Source organism: Streptomyces hygroscopicus subsp. hygroscopicus, from assembly GCF_030269125.1.
Taxonomy (GTDB): domain Bacteria; phylum Actinomycetota; class Actinomycetes; order Streptomycetales; family Streptomycetaceae; genus Streptomyces; species Streptomyces hygroscopicus_C.
In genome coordinates, this window is record NZ_BSSM01000010.1 from 95,334 (window position 1) to 112,001 (window position 16,668).

The following is a 16,668-nucleotide window of genomic DNA, read 5'->3' on the forward strand; positions in this document are numbered from 1 at the left end:
CACTTCTCGTACCACGCCAGAGTCCTTTTCGTACCGGTGACACATACAACGCACTGGTGACACACAGATGGGTGGGAATCCTCGTGATGAGTAGGGGCGGACGCCACGCATACGGCGCACTCTCCGTGCTCGCGGCCGGAGCTCTTGTGCTCACCGGTTGCAGCAAGGGCGGCAGCGACGGCGGCGGCAACGACAAGCAGGACCAGCAGAACGCCAAGCGCCAGCAGGCCGGCATCAAGTTCGGCGACGCGGCCGACTCCACCGGCCCGGCGGCCCCCGTGCCCGGCGCCAAGTCCGGCGGCAGCATGGAGGTGCTCGAACGCGACAGCTACGCGCACCTGGACCCGGCGCAGGTCTACGTCTTCAACGAGATGACGGTCGCCCAGCTGCTCGACCGCGGCCTCACCGGCTACAAGGCCACCAGCAACGACGGCAAGCAGCACGAGGTGGTCGGCGACCTCGCCACCGACTCCGGCACGACCACCGACGGCGGCAAGACCTGGAAGTACACGCTCAAGGACGGCATCAAGTTCGCCGACGGCACGCCGATCACGTCCAAGGACGTCCGGCAGACCGTCGAGAGGCTCTTCGCGCCCTTCATCAACCAGGGCCCGACCTACCTCCAGCAGTGGCTCGCCGACACCAGCGGCACCGGCTACCGCAAGCTGCTGCCCGACGGCCCCTACAAGGGCAAGCACCTGCCCGACAGCGTCCTGTCCACGCCGGACGACAAGACCATCGTCTTCCACTTCAAGACGCCCCACCCGGACCTGCCGTACACGCTGGCCATGGCGGGCTACTCCATCGTCTCCGCCAAGGGCGACACCAAGGAGAAGTACGACAAGACCCCGGTCACCACCGGTCCGTACAAGATCCAGTCGTTCAAGTCCGGCAAGTCGATGGTGCTGGTCAGGAACCCCGCGTGGGACCCGAAGACCGACCCGATCCGCCACCAGTACGTGGACCGGTTCAACATCACCTTCAACCAGCAGTTCGAGGCCTCCACCAAGGCCCTGCTCGCCGACAGCGGCGCCGACCAGGCCGGCGTCAGCTTCAGCAACCAGGTCGACGCGGGCAACCTGTCCCAGGTGCTGCGGGACCCGAAGCTCAAGTCCCGGGTGGTCTCCGGCTACCAGCCGTACGTGGGCCAGATGAACATCAACATGAGCAAGCCCGAGATGAAGGACATCCGGGTCCGCCAGGCCATCGCCTACGCCCTGCCGGTCACCCCCTTCGTCCGCGCCTACGGCGGCAGCGACGCCATGCAGGTCGCGGGCGGCCTCATCGGCCCGACCGTCAGCGGCTACGACCCCGCCTTCGACCCCTACGGCAAGAAGAAGAAGCCCGCGGGCGACCCCGACAAGGCCCGCGCCCTGCTCAAGGCGGCCGGCAAGCTCAACATGAAGCTGACCTTCGGCTACATCAACTCCCAGGAGGGCCAGCAGTACTCCACCGCCATGGCGGCGGGCCTGAAGAAGGCCGGCTTCGACGTCCAGCGCCAGGAGATCCCGGCCGAGACCTTCTACGACCAGGTCTCCAAGGTCAACAACCCCTACGACATCTTCCACACCTCCTGGGGCGCCGACTGGCCGTCCGCGTCCACGGTGATGCCCCCGCTGTACGACGGCCGGCAGATCGCGGACGGCGCGTCGAACTACTCGCAGATCAACGACCCGCACGTGAACAGCGAGATCGACCGCATCAACACCATCACCGACCCGGTCAAGTCCTCGGCGGAGTGGGAGAAGCTCGACAAGTACCTGCTGACCAAGGTGGTCAACGAGGTCCCGACGGCGTACTACAAGGGGACCCAGATCGCCGGCTCCAAGGTCGGCGGACTCGTCTACGACGACGTGATCGGCGGCGTCGACCCGCGTCGCCTCTACATCAAGTAACCGTTCCCCGCCGGTACCCGGCGCGCCGCCACCCCGGCGCGCCGGGTACCGCCCGGACCGCCGACGTCTGAGAGCTGCCCTGTCATGCTGCGCTTCCTCGTCCGCCGGATCATCGGTGCCGTCGTCATTCTGTTTCTGCTGAGCATCGTCACGTTCGTGCTGTTCTTCGGGGTGCCCCGGGACCCGGCGCTGCTGATGTGCGGCAAGACCTGCAACCCGGACAGCATCGCGAACATCCACCACGTGCTCGGCCTCGACAAACCCCTCACCGAGCAGTACTGGATCTTCCTGCACAACCTCGTCCTGGGCAGCGACCAGTTCGCCCAGGGCCCTTGCCCCGCCCCCTGTTTCGGGTACTCCTACCACACCAACGACCCGGTCTGGTCGACCCTGATGGACCGGCTGCCCACCACCGTCTCGCTCACCCTGGGCGCGGCCGTCTGCTTCCTGATCGTCGGCCTCGGCACCGGCCTGCTCGCGGCCTGGCGGCGCGGCACACTGGTCGACAAGACGGCCACCGCGGGCGCCATGGTCGTCAGCGCCCTCCAGATCTACTTCCTCGGCCCGCTCGCGCTCGCGCTCCTCGTCTACCAGACCCACTGGTTCGACAAACCCGCGTACAACAACTTCACCGGCGACCCGCTGACCTGGTTCACCGGGCTGATCATCCCCTGGGTCGTGCTGTCCACGATCTTCGCCGCGCAGTACACCCGTATGGCGCGGTCCGCGATGATCGAACAGCTCCAGGAGGAACACGTGCGCACCGCCCGCGCCAAGGGCATGTCCCGGCGGTACGTCTTCTTCCGCTACGCCTGGCGCGGCTCGCTGATCCCGATCGTCACCATCTTCGGCATCGACCTCGGCTCCCTGCTCGGCGGCGCCATCATCACCGAGTACACCTTCGGACTGCCGGGACTCGGCCAACTCGCCGTGCAGTCCGTGTTCTTCAGCGACCTGCCGCTGCTGCTCGGCGTGATGCTGTTCGCCGCCACCATGATTCTGCTCTTCAACATCGTCGTCGACGCCGCGTACGCCTTCATCGACCCGCGCGTGCGGCTGGCCTGAGGAGAGACATCCATGAGCACCCCTCTCCTGTCCGTGCGGGACCTGCACGTCAGCTTCAAGACCGAGGACGGCGTCGTACGGGCCGTGGACCGGCTCTCCTTCGACCTGGAGCGGGGCAGGACGCTCGGCATCGTGGGCGAGTCCGGCTCCGGCAAGTCGGTGACGAACCTGACCGTCCTCGGCCTGCACAACCCCATGTTCACCACCGTCGAGGGCGAGATCCTGCTGGAGGGGCAGGAGCTGACCACCGCCCGCGAGTCGGAACTGGAGAAGCTGCGCGGCAACAAGGTCGCCATGATCTTCCAGGACCCGCTCACCGCCCTCTCGCCGTACTACACCGTCGGCCGGCAGATCGCCGAGCCGTACATGAAGCACAACGGCGCCTCCAAGAAGGAGGCGTGGGAACGCGCCGTCGAGATGCTCGGCAAGGTCGGTATCCCCAACCCCCGGCAGCGGGTGAAGGACTACCCGCACCAGTTCTCCGGCGGCATGCGCCAGCGCGCCATGATCGCCATGGCCCTGGTCTGCGACCCCGACCTGCTCATCGCGGACGAACCGACCACCGCGCTCGACGTGACCGTGCAGGCGCAGATCCTCGACCTGTTGAAGGACCTGCAACAGGAGTTCGGATCGGGCATCATCTTCATCACCCACGACTTGGGGGTGATCGCCGACATGGCCGACGACATCATGGTGATGTACGCGGGCAGCGCGGTGGAGCGGGGCACCACCGACCAGGTGCTGCGCTCGCCCCAGCACCCGTACACCTGGGGCCTGCTGAACTCCATGCCACGCCTCGACTCCGACACCGGCGCGCGGCTGTCCCCGATCCCGGGCGCTCCGCCCTCCCTGCTCAACCCGCCGTCCGGCTGCCGGTTCCATCCACGCTGCACCTTCCAGGACCGGGTGGCGGGGGCGGGCCGCTGTACGACCGAACGCCCGCCGCTCGCCACCGACCGGGGGTCCGCCTGCCATCTGACCGCGGACCAGAAGCGGACCATCTTCATCGAGGAGATCAAGCCCCGACTGGGCTAGGAGGACACTGTCATGAAAGAGGACCTGGTCCTCCCGGCCCAGCGCGAGCGGAGCGCCGGGGACGGCGAACCACTGCTCCAGGTATCGGGGCTGACCAAGCACTTCCCGGTCAAGGGCGGCTTCCCGATCCGCCGCACCGTCGGACAGGTGCAGGCCGTGGACGGCATCGACCTGACCGTGCACGCCGGCGAGAGCTTCGGCCTGGTCGGTGAGTCGGGCTGCGGCAAGTCCACCACGGGCCGGCTGATCACCCGGCTCATGGAGCCGACCGCCGGCACCGTCACCTACCGGGGCCGGGACATCAGTCACGCCTCGCGCAGGGAGCTGGCGCCGATCCGCTCCGAGATCCAGATGATCTTCCAGGACCCGTACTCGTCGCTCAACCCGCGGCAGACGGTGGGCACCATCATCTCCGGCCCGATGGAGATCAACGGCATCAACCCGGAGGGCGGCCGCGAGAAGCGCGTGCGCGAGCTGCTGGAGATCGTCGGCCTCAACCCCGAGCACTACAACCGCTTCCCGCACGAGTTCTCCGGCGGTCAGCGCCAGCGCATCGGCGTCGCCCGCGCGCTGGCCCTGGAACCGAAGCTGATCGTGGCCGACGAGCCGGTCTCCGCGCTGGACGTCTCCATCCAGGCCCAGGTCGTCAACCTCCTCCAGCAGGTGCAGAACGACCTGGGCATCGCGTTCCTCTTCATCGCCCACGACCTCGCGGTGGTGCGGCACTTCTCGCAGCGCGTCGCGGTGATGTACCTCGGCAAGATCATCGAGGTGGGCGACCGCGACTCCATCTACACCCGCCCTCGCCACCCCTACACCCACGCCCTGCTGTCCGCGGTCCCCGAGGTCGACCTCACGGACGGGGAGACGGGCGGCCGCGAGCGCATCCGTCTCGCCGGTGACGTGCCGTCCCCCATCTCCCCGCCGTCGGGCTGCCGCTTCCGCACCCGCTGCTGGAAGGCGCAGGACAAGTGCGCGACGCAGGAGCCGCCGCTGGTGCGGATCTCCGGGAACCACGAGGGGCACCTGACGGCGTGCCACTTCCCGGAGGAGCCCACGATCGAGGGGCGGGAGGAGGACATCGTGCTGGACCCGGCGCTGGCGGCGCTGGAGGACACCGGGTCCGGCCCGGAGGAGGCCTAGCGGCGGCGATCGAACGCACGGCCTGATGAGCGGGGCGTCCGGGTTCGCCGGGGCCCCGCCTGTCGGCGTGTCCGCGCGGTCAGGCGGTGGGCACCGCCACCGTGATGATCTCGGGGGCGGTGGGCGCCGGCGGCCGGCCGTCCCAGTCGCCGTACTGCTCCACGACGGTGAGACCCGCCTCGGCGAGGAAGCCGGCGAGGGAGTCGCCGTCCAGGAACCGCAGGACGCTGTGGCTGACGCGGGGCGCGGGCCAGCGGTCGCTGTCGTACGTCTCCGTGAACCGCACCCGTCCGTCCCGCGGGCCGCCGTCCAGCACCTGATGGGTGACCCGGACGGGCGTTCCGTCGGCGGCGAGGACCTCGCGCGCCCGGTCGGGCGTCCACCGCTCCCAGGCCCGTGCGGCGGGATTCCTGGTCTCGAACACGAACCGCCCGCCGGGCCGCAGGGCCTGGCGCACGGCCCGCAGACAGCCGCGGATCTCCTCGTCGCGGACCAGCGCCTGGAAGGCGTGCCCGGTCATCACGGCGAGGTCGAACTCCGCGTCCCAGGACCGCAACCGGGTGTCCCCGAGCACCCACTCGACGTCCGTCCGGTCCGCGCGCGCCTGTACGAGCATGGCGGCGGCCGGGTCCAGTCCCGTCAGCCGCCCTGTGTGCCCCTCGGCCCGAGCCCTGCGCAGCAACTGCCCGGTCCCGCATCCGACATCGAGCACATCGCCCGCCTGCCGCACGAACCCGAGATAGAAATCGTCGCCCGGCCCCCACGGGTTGAGGCGGTCGTACAGCGCGGCGAGCGAGAGATCAGCGAACGAGTGATCCACCACCGCCGCAGTGTGGCATACGTTGCTGATCGGCACACGTCGATTTCGGCGGGGTGTCTCCGGCGGCGAGCGGGAGGTGGGGACGTGCTGCATCACGTCGAGCTGTGGGTGCCGGACCTGGACCGGGCGGTCGCCTCCTGGGGGTGGCTGCTGGGTTCCCTCGGATGGGAGCCGTACCAGGAGTGGGCGGCGGGGCGGAGCTGGCGGCTGGGGGAGACCTATCTCGTGGTCGAGGAGTCGCCCGCGCTGCGGCCCGGCGCCGGGCACGACCGGATGCGGCCGGGACTCAACCACCTGGCCTTCCGGGCCGCCGGGAGGGAGGCCGTGGACGCCATGGCCGAGGCCGCGCCCGCGCACGGCTGGACGCTGCTGTTTCCCGAGCGGCACCCCCACGCCGGCGGCCCCGGGCACTACGCCGTCTATCTGGAGGACGCGGACGGATTCGAGGCGGAGGTCGTCGCCGGATGACCCCGGGTGCGGCGAAGGCCCGCGTCTTGGGGAGACGCGGGCCTTCTTTTCCCGTGGAGCGGACGTTCAGGTGGCTCGGGTCAATGGGCCGGTGAAGTCCGTTCCGGCAAGGGAGCGACCGACGGAAAAGGGGTGTGTCAGGCCGCCGCCTCGGGGTCCTTGGCAAGGCGCGGAGCCGGGATGGTCTCCTGCGTCTCAGGATAGTGGCATGCCGTGAGGTGGCCGGGCTTGTTGCCCTCGGCCTGGACCAGCGGCGGGGCCTCGGACGCGCACTTGTCCGTCGCCTTCCAGCACCGGGTGCGGAAACGGCAGCCCGAGGGCGGGTTGATGGGCGAGGGCACGTCGCCGACCAGGCGGATGCGCTCGCGCGGCTCCTCGTCCACCGTGGCCTCGGGCACCGCGGACAGCAGCGCCCGGGTGTACGGGTGGCGCGGGTTGTCGTACAGGTCCTCGCGGTCGGCGATCTCCACGATCTTGCCGAGGTACATCACCGCGACGCGCTGCGAGAAGTGCCGCACCACCGCGAGGTCGTGGGCGATGAAGACGAACGCGATGCCCAGCTCCCGCTGCACCTTCTGCAGCAGGTTCACCACCTGGGCCTGGATGGAGACGTCCAGCGCGGAGACCGGCTCGTCGGCCACGATCAGCTTCGGTTCCAGGGCCAGCGCGCGGGCGACGCCGATGCGCTGGCGCTGACCGCCGGAGAACTCGTGCGGGAAGCGGTTGTAGTGCTCGGGGTTGAGGCCGACGATCTCCAGCAGCTCGCGCACGCGCTTCTCGCGGCCGCCCTCCGGGTTGATGTCGTTGATCTCCATCGGTCCCGAGATGATCTTGCCGACCGTCTGCCGCGGGTTCAGCGAGGCGTACGGGTCCTGGAAGATCATCTGGATCTCGGAGCGGATCGGCGCCAGCTCCCTGCGGCCGGCGTGCGTGATGTCCTGGCCCCGGTACGAGATCCTGCCGGCGGTCGGCTCCATGAGCCGGGTGATCAGCCGGCCCGTGGTGGACTTGCCGCAGCCCGACTCACCGACGAGGCCCAGGCTCTCGCCCTCGGAGACCTGGAAGTCCAGACCGTCCACGGCCTGCACCGCGCCGACGGTCCGCCGGATCGGGAAGCCGCCCTTGATCGGGAAGTGCTTCGTCAGCCCGGAGACGTCCAGGAGGGGGTTCGTGTTGCTCATGATCGTGAAGTCCCGTCTGCGTCCGTCAGTTGTGCCGGGTCGCGGCGAAGTCGGCGAAGAGTTCCTGCTTCTGCTCGGCGGTGAGGTGGCAGGCCGAACCGCGGCCGTCCACGATCTCCAGCAGAGGACTCTCGCTGGAGCACTTGCCGCCCGAGACCTTCTCGGTGAAGGCGCAGCGCGGGTGGAACCGGCAGCCGGTCGGCGGGTTGAGCAGCGAGGGCGGCGCACCCGGGATCGGCGTCAGCGGCACGTCGACCGGGCCGTACAGGCTCGGCATCGAGTTCAGCAGGCCCAGCGTGTAGGGGTGCTGCGGGTCCCGCAGGACCTCCTCCTTGGTGCCGCGCTCCACGCACCGGCCGCCGTACATCACCAGCACGTCGTCGGCGATGTCGGCGATCACACCCAGGTCGTGGGTGATGAAGATGATCGCGGTGCCGAACTCCTGCTGGAGGTCCTTGAGCAGGTCCATGATCTGGGCCTGCACGGTCACGTCGAGGGCCGTGGTCGGCTCGTCGGCGATCAGCAGCTCCGGGTCGCAGACCAGCGCCATGGCGATCATCGCGCGCTGGCGCATACCGCCGGAGAACTGGTGCGGGTAGTCGTCCACCCGCATGTCCGGCTGCGGGATCCCGACCCGGCGCAGCATCTCGATGGCGCGCTTTCGGGCCTCGGTCTTGGAGCAGCCCGTGTGCTTGCGGTAGGTCTCGGCGATCTGCGTGCCGATCGTGTGGTACGGCGACAGCGAGGCCAGCGCGTCCTGGAAGATCATGGACATCTTGTTGCCGCGCAGCCGCTCCAGCTCGCGCTCGGAGGCGGTGAGCAGCTCCTGGCCGTCGAGGAGGATCTCGCCCTCGATCGACGTACGAGCGGGGTCGTGCAGGCCGAGGATGGTCAGGTTGGTGACCGACTTGCCGGAGCCCGACTCGCCCACGATGCCGAGCGTCTGACCCTTGGCCAGGTCGAAGCTGAGACCGTCGACGGCCTTGACGACGCCGTCCTCGGTCGAGAAGTGGACCTTTAGGTCCTTGATCGAGAGGAACGGCTGCTGATCGGTGCTCGTCACGGGGACGCTCCTGGGGGTGATGCGGGGGGTCGGGAATGGGGCGGAGGTCAGGCGAGCCGGATCCGCGGGTCGATGAGGGCGTAGACGGCGTCGACGACGATGTTGAAGACCACGATCGCGCCGGCCGACAGCAGGGTCACACCCAGGACCATGGGCAGGTCGCTCTTGTTGACGGCGTCCAGCGCGAGCCGGCCGACGCCCTGGAGGCTGAAGACGGACTCGGTGATGATCGCGCCGCCGATGAGCGTGGCGAGGTCGATGCCGAAGATGGTGACGATCGGACCCATCGCGCCGCGCCAGGCGAACCGGAAGAAGACGGTGCGGCGGGACAGGCCCTTGGCGCGGGCCGTGCGCACGTAGTCCTCGCTCAGCGTCTCGACCAGCTGGGAGCGCGACATACGCGTGTAGTTGGCGGTCCAGATCAGCGCCAGCACCAGCCACGGCAGCAGCAGGCCGGAGGCCCACTCGGCCGGGTTGTCGGTGAGCGGGGTGTACGACGGGTTGTCGAGGATGCCGAGCTTCGCGACGAGGAAGTACATCGCGATGTAGCCGACGAAGTAGATCTGCAGCGAGGAGGCGATCAGCGAGCCGGAACTGGCCAGCTTGTCCTGCCACTTGCCCTGCTTGACGGCGGCGATCATGCCCGCGCCGACACCGAAGATGATGAAGACGACGGCGGAGCCGAAGGCGAGCGAGAGCGTCAGCGGCAGCCGGTCCAGGATGGTGCCGAGGACGGGCTGGCGGTTGGCGAACGAGTAGCCGAGGCAGGGCGCGGCGCAGTCGCCGAAGTCGCCGTAGCTGCGGCCGACGAAGATGCCCTTCAGCCAGTACCAGTACTGGACCGGGACCGGGTGGTCGATGCCCAGGTTGTGCCGGACCTGCTTGAGCATGTCGGGCGTGCAGTTCTTGCCGCACGACATCATGGCGGGGTCACGCGGAATGGCGTAGAAGAGCCAGAAGGTGACGGCGCTGATGACCAGCAGGATGACCAGCGCGCCGAGGATTCGGCGAACAAGGAAGCGGAGCATGGGGCGTGACTTTCCGGACGGGGCGCCGTCGCCGGGATAAGGGGTGGGCCGTAGGGGGGCGGCCAGATCGTGGCCGCCCCCCCGGTGGGTACTACACGGTTACTTCATCGCGTACAGCTTGGTGAGCGCGACGCAGGTGTTGCCCGGGTCGTACACGACGTTGCCGACCTTGGAGCCGTGCATCCAGTTGCGGATGGCGTGGTAGTCCGGGACCACCGGCGCGATCTCCATGATCTGGCGGTCGACCTCGCCCCAGGCCTTGTTGGCCTGCGTGACGTCCGCGATCTTGGAGGCGGCGTCGATCGCCTTGTTGACGCCCGGGTCGTTCAGCTGGGCGTAGTTGCTGCGGCCGTCGCCGATGTTCTTGCCGTCCCAGCAGGGGAAGAACACGGAGTAACCGTTCGGCCAGTCCGGGCTCCAGCCGGCCGCGAACAGGTCGTAGCCGTTGTCGATCTTGCCGATCTGGGTGTAGAAGGTCGACTTGTCGACCTGCTTGTTGACGACCTGGAAGCCCGCCGCCTCCAGCGCGTTCTTGATGGCCACGGCGGTCTTCACGGCCGTGTCCGACGCCTGGTAGGCGATGACGAGCTTCTGGCCGACCTTGCCGGCCTCCTTCAGCAGGGCCTTCGCCTTGGCCGGGTCGCCACCGGGCTTCTTCTCGGTGCCGTAGAGGTCGAACTTCTCGTAGCCGGGGGTGACCGGGCTGAGGATCGTGGTCGCGATCGCGGTGCTGGCCGCGCCACCGCGGATGGTCTGCAGCTGCTGGTGCGGCCACGCGTAGTTGATGGCCTGGCGGACCTTGACGTCCTTGATCCGGGTCATGTTGATCGGCCAGTAGTAGGTGACCGTGTCGACCTGGGTCAGGACGCGCTTCTTCAGCGTGGCGTTGGTCATGACCTGCGCGATGCGCTCGGGCGCGACCTCGTTGAAGATCGACATCGCGTACTGGTCGTTGCCCTTGTCCGCGATGTAGCGGTCGGTGGAGGCGACCAGCTCGAAGCCGAACTGGAAGACGAACTTGTCCGGGTACGCGTTGCGGATCGGGTCCGTCTTCGGGTCCCAGTGGTCGTTGCGCACGTAGGTCAGCGACTTGCCGATGTCACGGCTGCCGATCCGGTAGGGGCCGAGCGCGAACGGCTGCTTGTCGTACTTCTCCTTGGTGTCGTGCTTCTTGTTCACGAGACCGTAGCCCGGCATGGCGAGCGTGTAGTTGAAGTCCGTGCGGGCCTCGGTCAGGTTGAAGGTGACCGTGTTGCCCGAGATCTCGAGCGAGTCGAGGTGCTTGCCGTCGTAGGGGCCCTTGTACTTGTCGCCGCCGACCATCCACTGCTGCACGTAGCGCGGGCCCTCGGTCACGAAGGACGCGAAGAGGCGCTCGAACGTGTGGCGGACGTCGTCCATGGAGAGGGCGGAGCCGTCCTCCCACTTGATGCCGTCCTTGATGGTGAACGTCCAGGTCTTGCCGCCGTTCTTCATCGTGCCGGCGTCCGTGGCGACGTCGCCGACGAGGATGGCGCCACCCTTGTCGTCCACCTTGTAGCCGGTCAGACCGCGCAGGATCGGGCGGGTGATGGCACCCTCGGTCGCGACGTAGACCTGCGCCGGGTCCATGTGGTCCATGTCGAACTGGTCGAGCGAGTAGATCGTCCCGCCCTTGACCGCGCCCGGGACCTCGGGGGCCGGACCCGTCGAGTCGGCCTTGGTGCCGACCGGGATGTTCATGGTCTTGGCGTCGCCGACCGACGGCACGTTCTTGTCGGTGCCGGAGTCGCTCTTCCCGCTGCTGCAGGCGCTCAGCACAGTCGTGGAGGCCGCGGCCACACCGGTGGCGATCAGGAAGTTTCTACGTGAAAAAGACATGCTGAGCCTGCCTATAGGGGTCGATTCGGACGGTCGTAACCAGCCGGACGCCATCGAGCCGGACCGGGTGGAAGGAAGTGCTACCGCTTGGACTTGGGGTCGAGCGCGTCACGCACGGAGTCGCCGAGCAGGTTGAAGGCGACCACGAAGAGCACCATCGAGATGCCCGGGAAGAGCATGAAGGTGAGGTCCTGGGAGTAGAACGTGGATCCTCGAGCGATCATCACGCCCCAGTCCGGGGTCGGGTCGATGATGCCGACGCCGAGGAAGGACAGGCCGGCCTCCGTGGTCACGAGCGTCGGCAGCAGCAGAGTGCCCTGGATGATGATCGGTGTCCACAGGTTGGGCAGCAGCTCCTTGAACACGATGCGCATCGGAGACGCGCCCGTGACCTTCGCCGCCTCCACGAACTCGCGCTCACGCAGGGCGAGTACCTGACCGCGCAGCAGACGCGCGATGGTGGCCCAGCCGAACGCGGTCAGCACCACGATCAGGGCGACGGCGCGCAGCCACGTCGGGATGTTGTCGTCGGGAGCGACGAAGATGCCGTAGACGACCGGCATGAACGCGATGAAGAACAGGGTGGACGGGAACGACAGCAGGATGTCGATGACCCGACTGACGAGGTAGTCGGTCTTGCCGCCCAGGTAGCCGGCCGTGATGCCGACCACGACGCCCAGGGTGACGGTGAGGATCGTGGTGGCCACCGCGATGCCCAGCGACGTCCGGATGGCGTACAGCAGGAACGTGAACACGTCCCGGCCGAGCTGCGGCTCGACGCCGAACCAGAACTGCGAGCTCATGCCGCCGTTCGGGCCCGCGGGGTACGCGAACGCGTCCAGCAGGCTCGGGTCCTGGCTGGCGTACGTCGTGTACGGGTTCTTGCCGTACAGCTTGGCTATCAACGGCGCCGCGATCGCGATCACGAAGAAGAAGATCACGACATAGGCGGATATGACGCCCGTCTTGTCGCGCTTGAAGCGCTTCCAAGCGAGCCGCCCCGGAGAACGGCTCTCACTGCCCTTCGGACCGCTCGAAGTGGTCGACTTCGTGACGGTCTCGTCGGTCACCTCAAGCGGGGTGGCCGCGGATGGAGTTGGGGAGGTCATGGTGCTCCTGGCCCAAGGGAGGGTCTGATGACTCCGCAGGGCGCTCCCCTACGGGCTACGCCGGACTTTTTCAACGCAATTCATTCAAGGTCAATAAATTCTCGGCCGACTTGGGCTTGTCTTTACCTTCTTTGCCTCTGCTTGGCGAAACTGTAGCTACGCGGGTAGCGCGATGTAATCAATCCGTGCTTCACATCGGACCAATCGGACTAATCGGGCAAGAAGTTCGTTATGCGGACGGTCGAGTGTCGAAATACGTACATCGACCGCTCCCAATCCAACGTTTCGGCAACGTTACGCGGAGATCTGTTGCGTGGGCCTTACAAGATCATCGACCCCCCGGGGGAGGGTGCCTGCAATCGGCCGACGTGTCCCTCTAAAGGTCCCTCAATCCGGTATTGCACATGCGGTATGTGTCGTATGAGCCGATATTGACCGGTAATGAATCCGGTGATCGCCAGGAGGAGGCGCCCATGCGGGGAGTGACGCGCGTCGGACGGGCCGCCTGCGCGATCGCCACCGGGCTGACGATGGCCGGATGCGGTGGTGGCGGAGGCTTCGGCGGGGCCGGGGTACTCACCTCCTCGTGGGGCGATCCGCAGAACCCCCTGGAGCCGGCCAACACCAACGAGGTCCAGGGCGGCAAGGTGCTCGACATGGTCTTCCGGGGCCTGAAGAAGTACGACCCCCGCACCGGCCGGGCCGTGAACATGCTCGCCGAGCGCATCAGCACCCCGGACTCGCGCACCTTCACCGTCACCGTCAAGGACGGCTGGCGGTTCAGCAACGGTGAGCCGGTCACCGCCCGCTCCTTCGTGGACGCCTGGAACTACGGCGCGAGCCTGAGGAACAACCAGAAGGACGCGTACTTCTTCGGCTACATCGACGGCTACGACAAGGTCCACCCCGACAGCGGCCGGCAGAGCGCCGACACCCTGTCGGGGCTCACGGTGACCGGACCGAGGACCTTCACCGTCCGCCTGAACCAGAAGTTCGTCGGCTTCCCCGACACCCTCGGCTACGCCGCCTACGCGCCCCTGCCGCGCGTCTTCTTCACCGACCACGCGGGCTGGCTGCGCAAGCCGGTCGGCAACGGGCCCTACCGGATCGCGTCCTACGCCAAGGGCTCCGCGATGACGCTGAAGAAATGGAACGGCTACCCGGGCCCCGACCCCGCCCGCAACGAGGGCGTGACCCTGCTCGTCTACACCGACAGCAACACCGCGTACACCGACGTGCTGGCCGGCAACCTCGACCTCGTCGACGACGTGCCCGCCACCCAGCTCAAGAACGTCCGCACCGACCTGGACGGCCGCTACATCAACACCCCGGCCGGCATCCTGCAGACCCTCGCCTTCCCCTACTACGACCCGAAGTGGAACACCGAGGGGGCGCGCAAGGTCCGCACCGGGCTGTCCATGGCGATCGACCGCGCGCAGATCACCGAGACCATCTTCCGCCGCACCCGCACCCCGGCCACCGACTGGACCTCCCCGGTCCTCGGCACGGCCGGCGGCTTCCAGGACGGGCTGTGCGGCCACGCCTGCGACTACGACCCGGCGGGGGCCCGCAGGCTCATCCGGGAGGGCGGCGGCATCCCCGGCGGCCGGCTGAAGATCACCTACAACGCGGACACCGGCTCGCACAAGCAGTGGGTGGACGCCGTGTGCAACTCCATCAACAACGCCCTCGGTGACGACAAGGCGTGCGTCGGCAACCCCGTCGGCACCTTCGCCGACTTCCGCAACCAGATCGGGCAGCACCGGATGACCGGTCCCTTCCGGGCCGGCTGGCAGATGGACTACCCGTTGATCCAGAACTTCCTCCAGCCGCTCTACTACACCGGCGCCTCCTCCAACGACGGCCGCTGGTCCGACGCGCGGTTCGACCGGCTGGTGGACCGGGCCAACGCCGAGACCGACCGGGCGGCCTCCGTGCGGCTGTTCCAGGAGGCCGAGAAGGTCGTCCGCGACAACATGGCGGCCATCCCGCTCTGGTACCAGAACGGCAGCGCCGGCTACACCGCCCGGCTCTCCCGGGTGACGCTCAACCCGTTCAGCGTGCCGGTCTACAACGAGATCAAGGTGGGCTGAGCCGCGTGGGCCGCTACGTCGCGAGGCGACTGCTCCAGATGATCCCGGTCTTCGTCGGGGCCACCCTGCTGATCTTCCTCATGGTCAACGTGATGGGCGATCCGATCGCGGGCCTGTGCGGCGAGCGCGCCTGCGACCCGGCGACCGCCGCCCAGCTCAAGCGCGAGTTCGGCCTCGACCAGCCGCTGTGGCGCCAGTACGCCACCTATATGGGAAACGTCTTCACCGGCGACTTCGGCACGGCGTTCAACGGCCAGCCGGTCACCGAGCTGATGGCGGCGGCGTTCCCGGTCACCATCCGGCTCACCGTCGTGGCCGTCCTCCTCGAGATCGTCATCGGCATCGCGCTCGGCGTCGTCACCGGCCTGCGGCGCGGCCGGCCCGTCGACACGGGCGTGCTGCTGGCCACCCTGGTCGTCATCTCCGTGCCCACCTTCGTCACCGGCCTGCTGCTGCAACTGCTGCTCGGCGTCGCCTGGGGCTGGATCAGACCGTCCGTCTCGCCGGCCGCGACCTTCGGGGAACTGATCGTGCCGGGGCTGGTCCTCGCCTCCGTCTCGCTCGCCTACGTCACCCGGCTCACCCGTACCTCCATCGCGGAGAACAGGCGCTCCGACTACGTGCGCACCGCGACCGCCAAGGGCCTGCCCCGACGCCGTGTCATCACCCGCCACCTGCTGCGCAACTCGCTGATCCCGGTGGTCACCTTCATCGGCACCGACATCGGGGCGCTGATGGGCGGCGCGATCGTCACCGAGCGGATCTTCAACATCCACGGCGTCGGCTACCAGCTCTACCAGGGCATCCTGCGCCAGAACACCCAGACGGTCGTCGGCTTCGTGACCGTCCTCGTGCTGGTGTTCCTGCTCGCCAACCTCCTCGTCGACCTCCTGTACGCCGTACTCGACCCGAGGATCCGCTATGCCTGAACAGCCGTACGAGCCCGAGGGCGCCATCGCCGGCACCGGCATGGGCGGTGCCATGGACCTCGGCGCGAGCGAGGCGACCACGCTGGAGCGGGCGCCCGGCGGGCCGCCGGGCGCCGGGCCCGCCGGCAAGCCCCGCTCGCTGTGGTCCGACGCCTGGCGGGACCTGCGCCGCAACCCCGTCTTCCTGCTGTCGGCCCTGGTCATCCTCTTCCTGGTGTTCGTCTCCCTGTGGCCCTCGGCGATCGCCTCGGGCAGCCCGCTCGGCTGCGACCTGGCCAAGTCCCAGGACGGCCCCGGGCCCGGCGCGCCCTTCGGGTACGACGGGCAGGGCTGCAACGTCTACACACGCACCGTCTACGGTGCCCGTACGTCCGTCACGGTCGGCGTCCTGGCCACCCTGGGGGTCGCGGTGCTCGGGTCCGTCCTCGGCGGTCTGGCGGGCTATTTCGGCGGCTGGTGGGACGCGCTGCTGTCCCGGGTCACCGACATCTTCTTCGCCATCCCCGTCGTCCTCGGCGGGCTGGTGCTGCTGTCCGTGGTCACCAGCAACACGGTCTGGCCGGTGATCGGCTTCATGGTGCTGCTCGGCTGGCCGCAGATCTCCCGCATCGCGCGCGGCTCGGTCATCACCGCCCGCCAGCACGACTACGTCCAGGCGGCCCGCGCCCTCGGGGCCTCCGACTCCCGCATCCTGCTGCGCCACATCGCCCCGAACGCGGTCGCCCCGGTCATCGTCGTCGCGACCATCGCGCTCGGCACCTACATCTCCCTGGAGGCGACCCTGTCCTACCTGGGGGTGGGCCTGAAGCCGCCCAGCGTCTCCTGGGGGATCGACATCTCCGCCGCCTCCCCCTACATCCGCAACGCCCCGCACGCCCTGCTGTGGCCCTCGGGCGCCCTCGCCGTCACCGTCCTGGCCTTCATCATGCTCGGCGACGCGGTGCGCGACGCCCTCGACCCCAGGCTGAGGTGACGGCGC

The 16,668-nt window shown here is 68.4% G+C and carries 14 protein-coding genes; 8 read left to right on the top strand and 6 right to left on the bottom strand.

Features of this window, described 5'->3' with window-relative positions; translation table 11 throughout:
- Nucleotides 1-86: 86 nt before the first annotated feature.
- From QSK45_RS22300 to QSK45_RS22315, 4 genes are all read left to right on the top strand, one after another.
- Complete coding sequence (locus QSK45_RS22300) at nt 87-1,895, top strand: ABC transporter substrate-binding protein (RefSeq protein ID WP_285559559.1); 1,809 nt, start codon at nt 87-89, stop codon at nt 1,893-1,895.
- A gap of 84 nt (nt 1,896-1,979) precedes the next feature.
- Complete coding sequence (locus tag QSK45_RS22305; protein WP_285559561.1) at nt 1,980-2,960, top strand: ABC transporter permease; 981 nt, start codon at nt 1,980-1,982, stop codon at nt 2,958-2,960.
- Between the two features lie 12 nt (nt 2,961-2,972).
- Nucleotides 2,973-3,995, top strand: coding sequence for an ABC transporter ATP-binding protein (locus tag QSK45_RS22310; protein ID WP_285559563.1), 1,023 nt, complete (start codon nt 2,973-2,975; stop codon nt 3,993-3,995).
- A gap of 12 nt (nt 3,996-4,007) precedes the next feature.
- The gene (locus QSK45_RS22315) at nt 4,008-5,138 is read left to right on the top strand and encodes an ABC transporter ATP-binding protein (RefSeq protein WP_285559565.1); all 1,131 of its coding nucleotides are present in this window, start codon (nt 4,008-4,010) and stop codon (nt 5,136-5,138) included.
- Nucleotides 5,139-5,217: 79 nt separating this feature from the next.
- On the opposite strand, the gene QSK45_RS22320 is transcribed toward QSK45_RS22315, so the two are convergent.
- On the bottom strand, nt 5,218-5,961 hold the full coding sequence (locus QSK45_RS22320; protein WP_285559566.1) for a class I SAM-dependent DNA methyltransferase: 744 nt from the start codon (nt 5,959-5,961) through the stop codon (nt 5,218-5,220).
- An 81-nt stretch (nt 5,962-6,042) separates the two neighbouring features.
- Between QSK45_RS22320 and QSK45_RS22325 the strand changes: the two genes are divergently transcribed.
- Entirely contained in the window at nt 6,043-6,426 is a 384-nt protein-coding gene (locus QSK45_RS22325) for a VOC family protein (protein WP_285559568.1), read from the top strand.
- Between the two features lie 137 nt (nt 6,427-6,563).
- Here the strand turns inward: QSK45_RS22325 and QSK45_RS22330 are convergent, their stop codons facing one another.
- The 5 genes from QSK45_RS22330 to QSK45_RS22350 all read right to left on the bottom strand — a co-directional run bounded on the left by QSK45_RS22330 (nt 6,564) and on the right by QSK45_RS22350 (nt 12,667).
- Nucleotides 6,564-7,607 (bottom strand): ABC transporter ATP-binding protein, encoded by a 1,044-nt coding sequence (locus tag QSK45_RS22330; RefSeq protein ID WP_285559570.1) that lies wholly within the window; start codon nt 7,605-7,607, stop codon nt 6,564-6,566.
- A gap of 25 nt (nt 7,608-7,632) precedes the next feature.
- On the bottom strand, nt 7,633-8,670 hold the full coding sequence (locus QSK45_RS22335) for an ABC transporter ATP-binding protein (protein WP_285559571.1): 1,038 nt from the start codon (nt 8,668-8,670) through the stop codon (nt 7,633-7,635).
- 47 nt (nt 8,671-8,717) lie between these two features.
- A complete protein-coding gene (locus tag QSK45_RS22340; protein WP_285559574.1) occupies nt 8,718-9,698 on the bottom strand; it encodes an ABC transporter permease in 981 nt (326 codons plus the stop codon).
- A gap of 99 nt (nt 9,699-9,797) precedes the next feature.
- Nucleotides 9,798-11,558, bottom strand: coding sequence for an ABC transporter substrate-binding protein (locus QSK45_RS22345; RefSeq protein WP_285559575.1), 1,761 nt, complete (start codon nt 11,556-11,558; stop codon nt 9,798-9,800).
- Nucleotides 11,559-11,638: 80 nt separating this feature from the next.
- A complete protein-coding gene (locus QSK45_RS22350) occupies nt 11,639-12,667 on the bottom strand; it encodes an ABC transporter permease (RefSeq protein ID WP_285559577.1) in 1,029 nt (342 codons plus the stop codon).
- Between the two features lie 473 nt (nt 12,668-13,140).
- Here QSK45_RS22350 and QSK45_RS22355 point away from each other — a divergent pair, with 473 nt between their 5' ends.
- Genes QSK45_RS22355 through QSK45_RS22365 form a run of 3 tightly spaced genes read left to right on the top strand, consistent with a single transcriptional unit; the run spans nt 13,141 to nt 16,662 of the window.
- The gene (locus tag QSK45_RS22355; RefSeq protein ID WP_285559579.1) at nt 13,141-14,760 is read left to right on the top strand and encodes a peptide ABC transporter substrate-binding protein; all 1,620 of its coding nucleotides are present in this window, start codon (nt 13,141-13,143) and stop codon (nt 14,758-14,760) included.
- Between the two features lie 5 nt (nt 14,761-14,765).
- A complete protein-coding gene (locus QSK45_RS22360) occupies nt 14,766-15,689 on the top strand; it encodes an ABC transporter permease (protein ID WP_285559581.1) in 924 nt (307 codons plus the stop codon).
- Entirely contained in the window at nt 15,682-16,662 is a 981-nt protein-coding gene (locus QSK45_RS22365; RefSeq protein ID WP_285559583.1) for an ABC transporter permease, read from the top strand. Before QSK45_RS22360 ends, QSK45_RS22365 begins: the two co-directional genes overlap by 8 nt.
- Nucleotides 16,663-16,668: the final 6 nt, after the last annotated feature.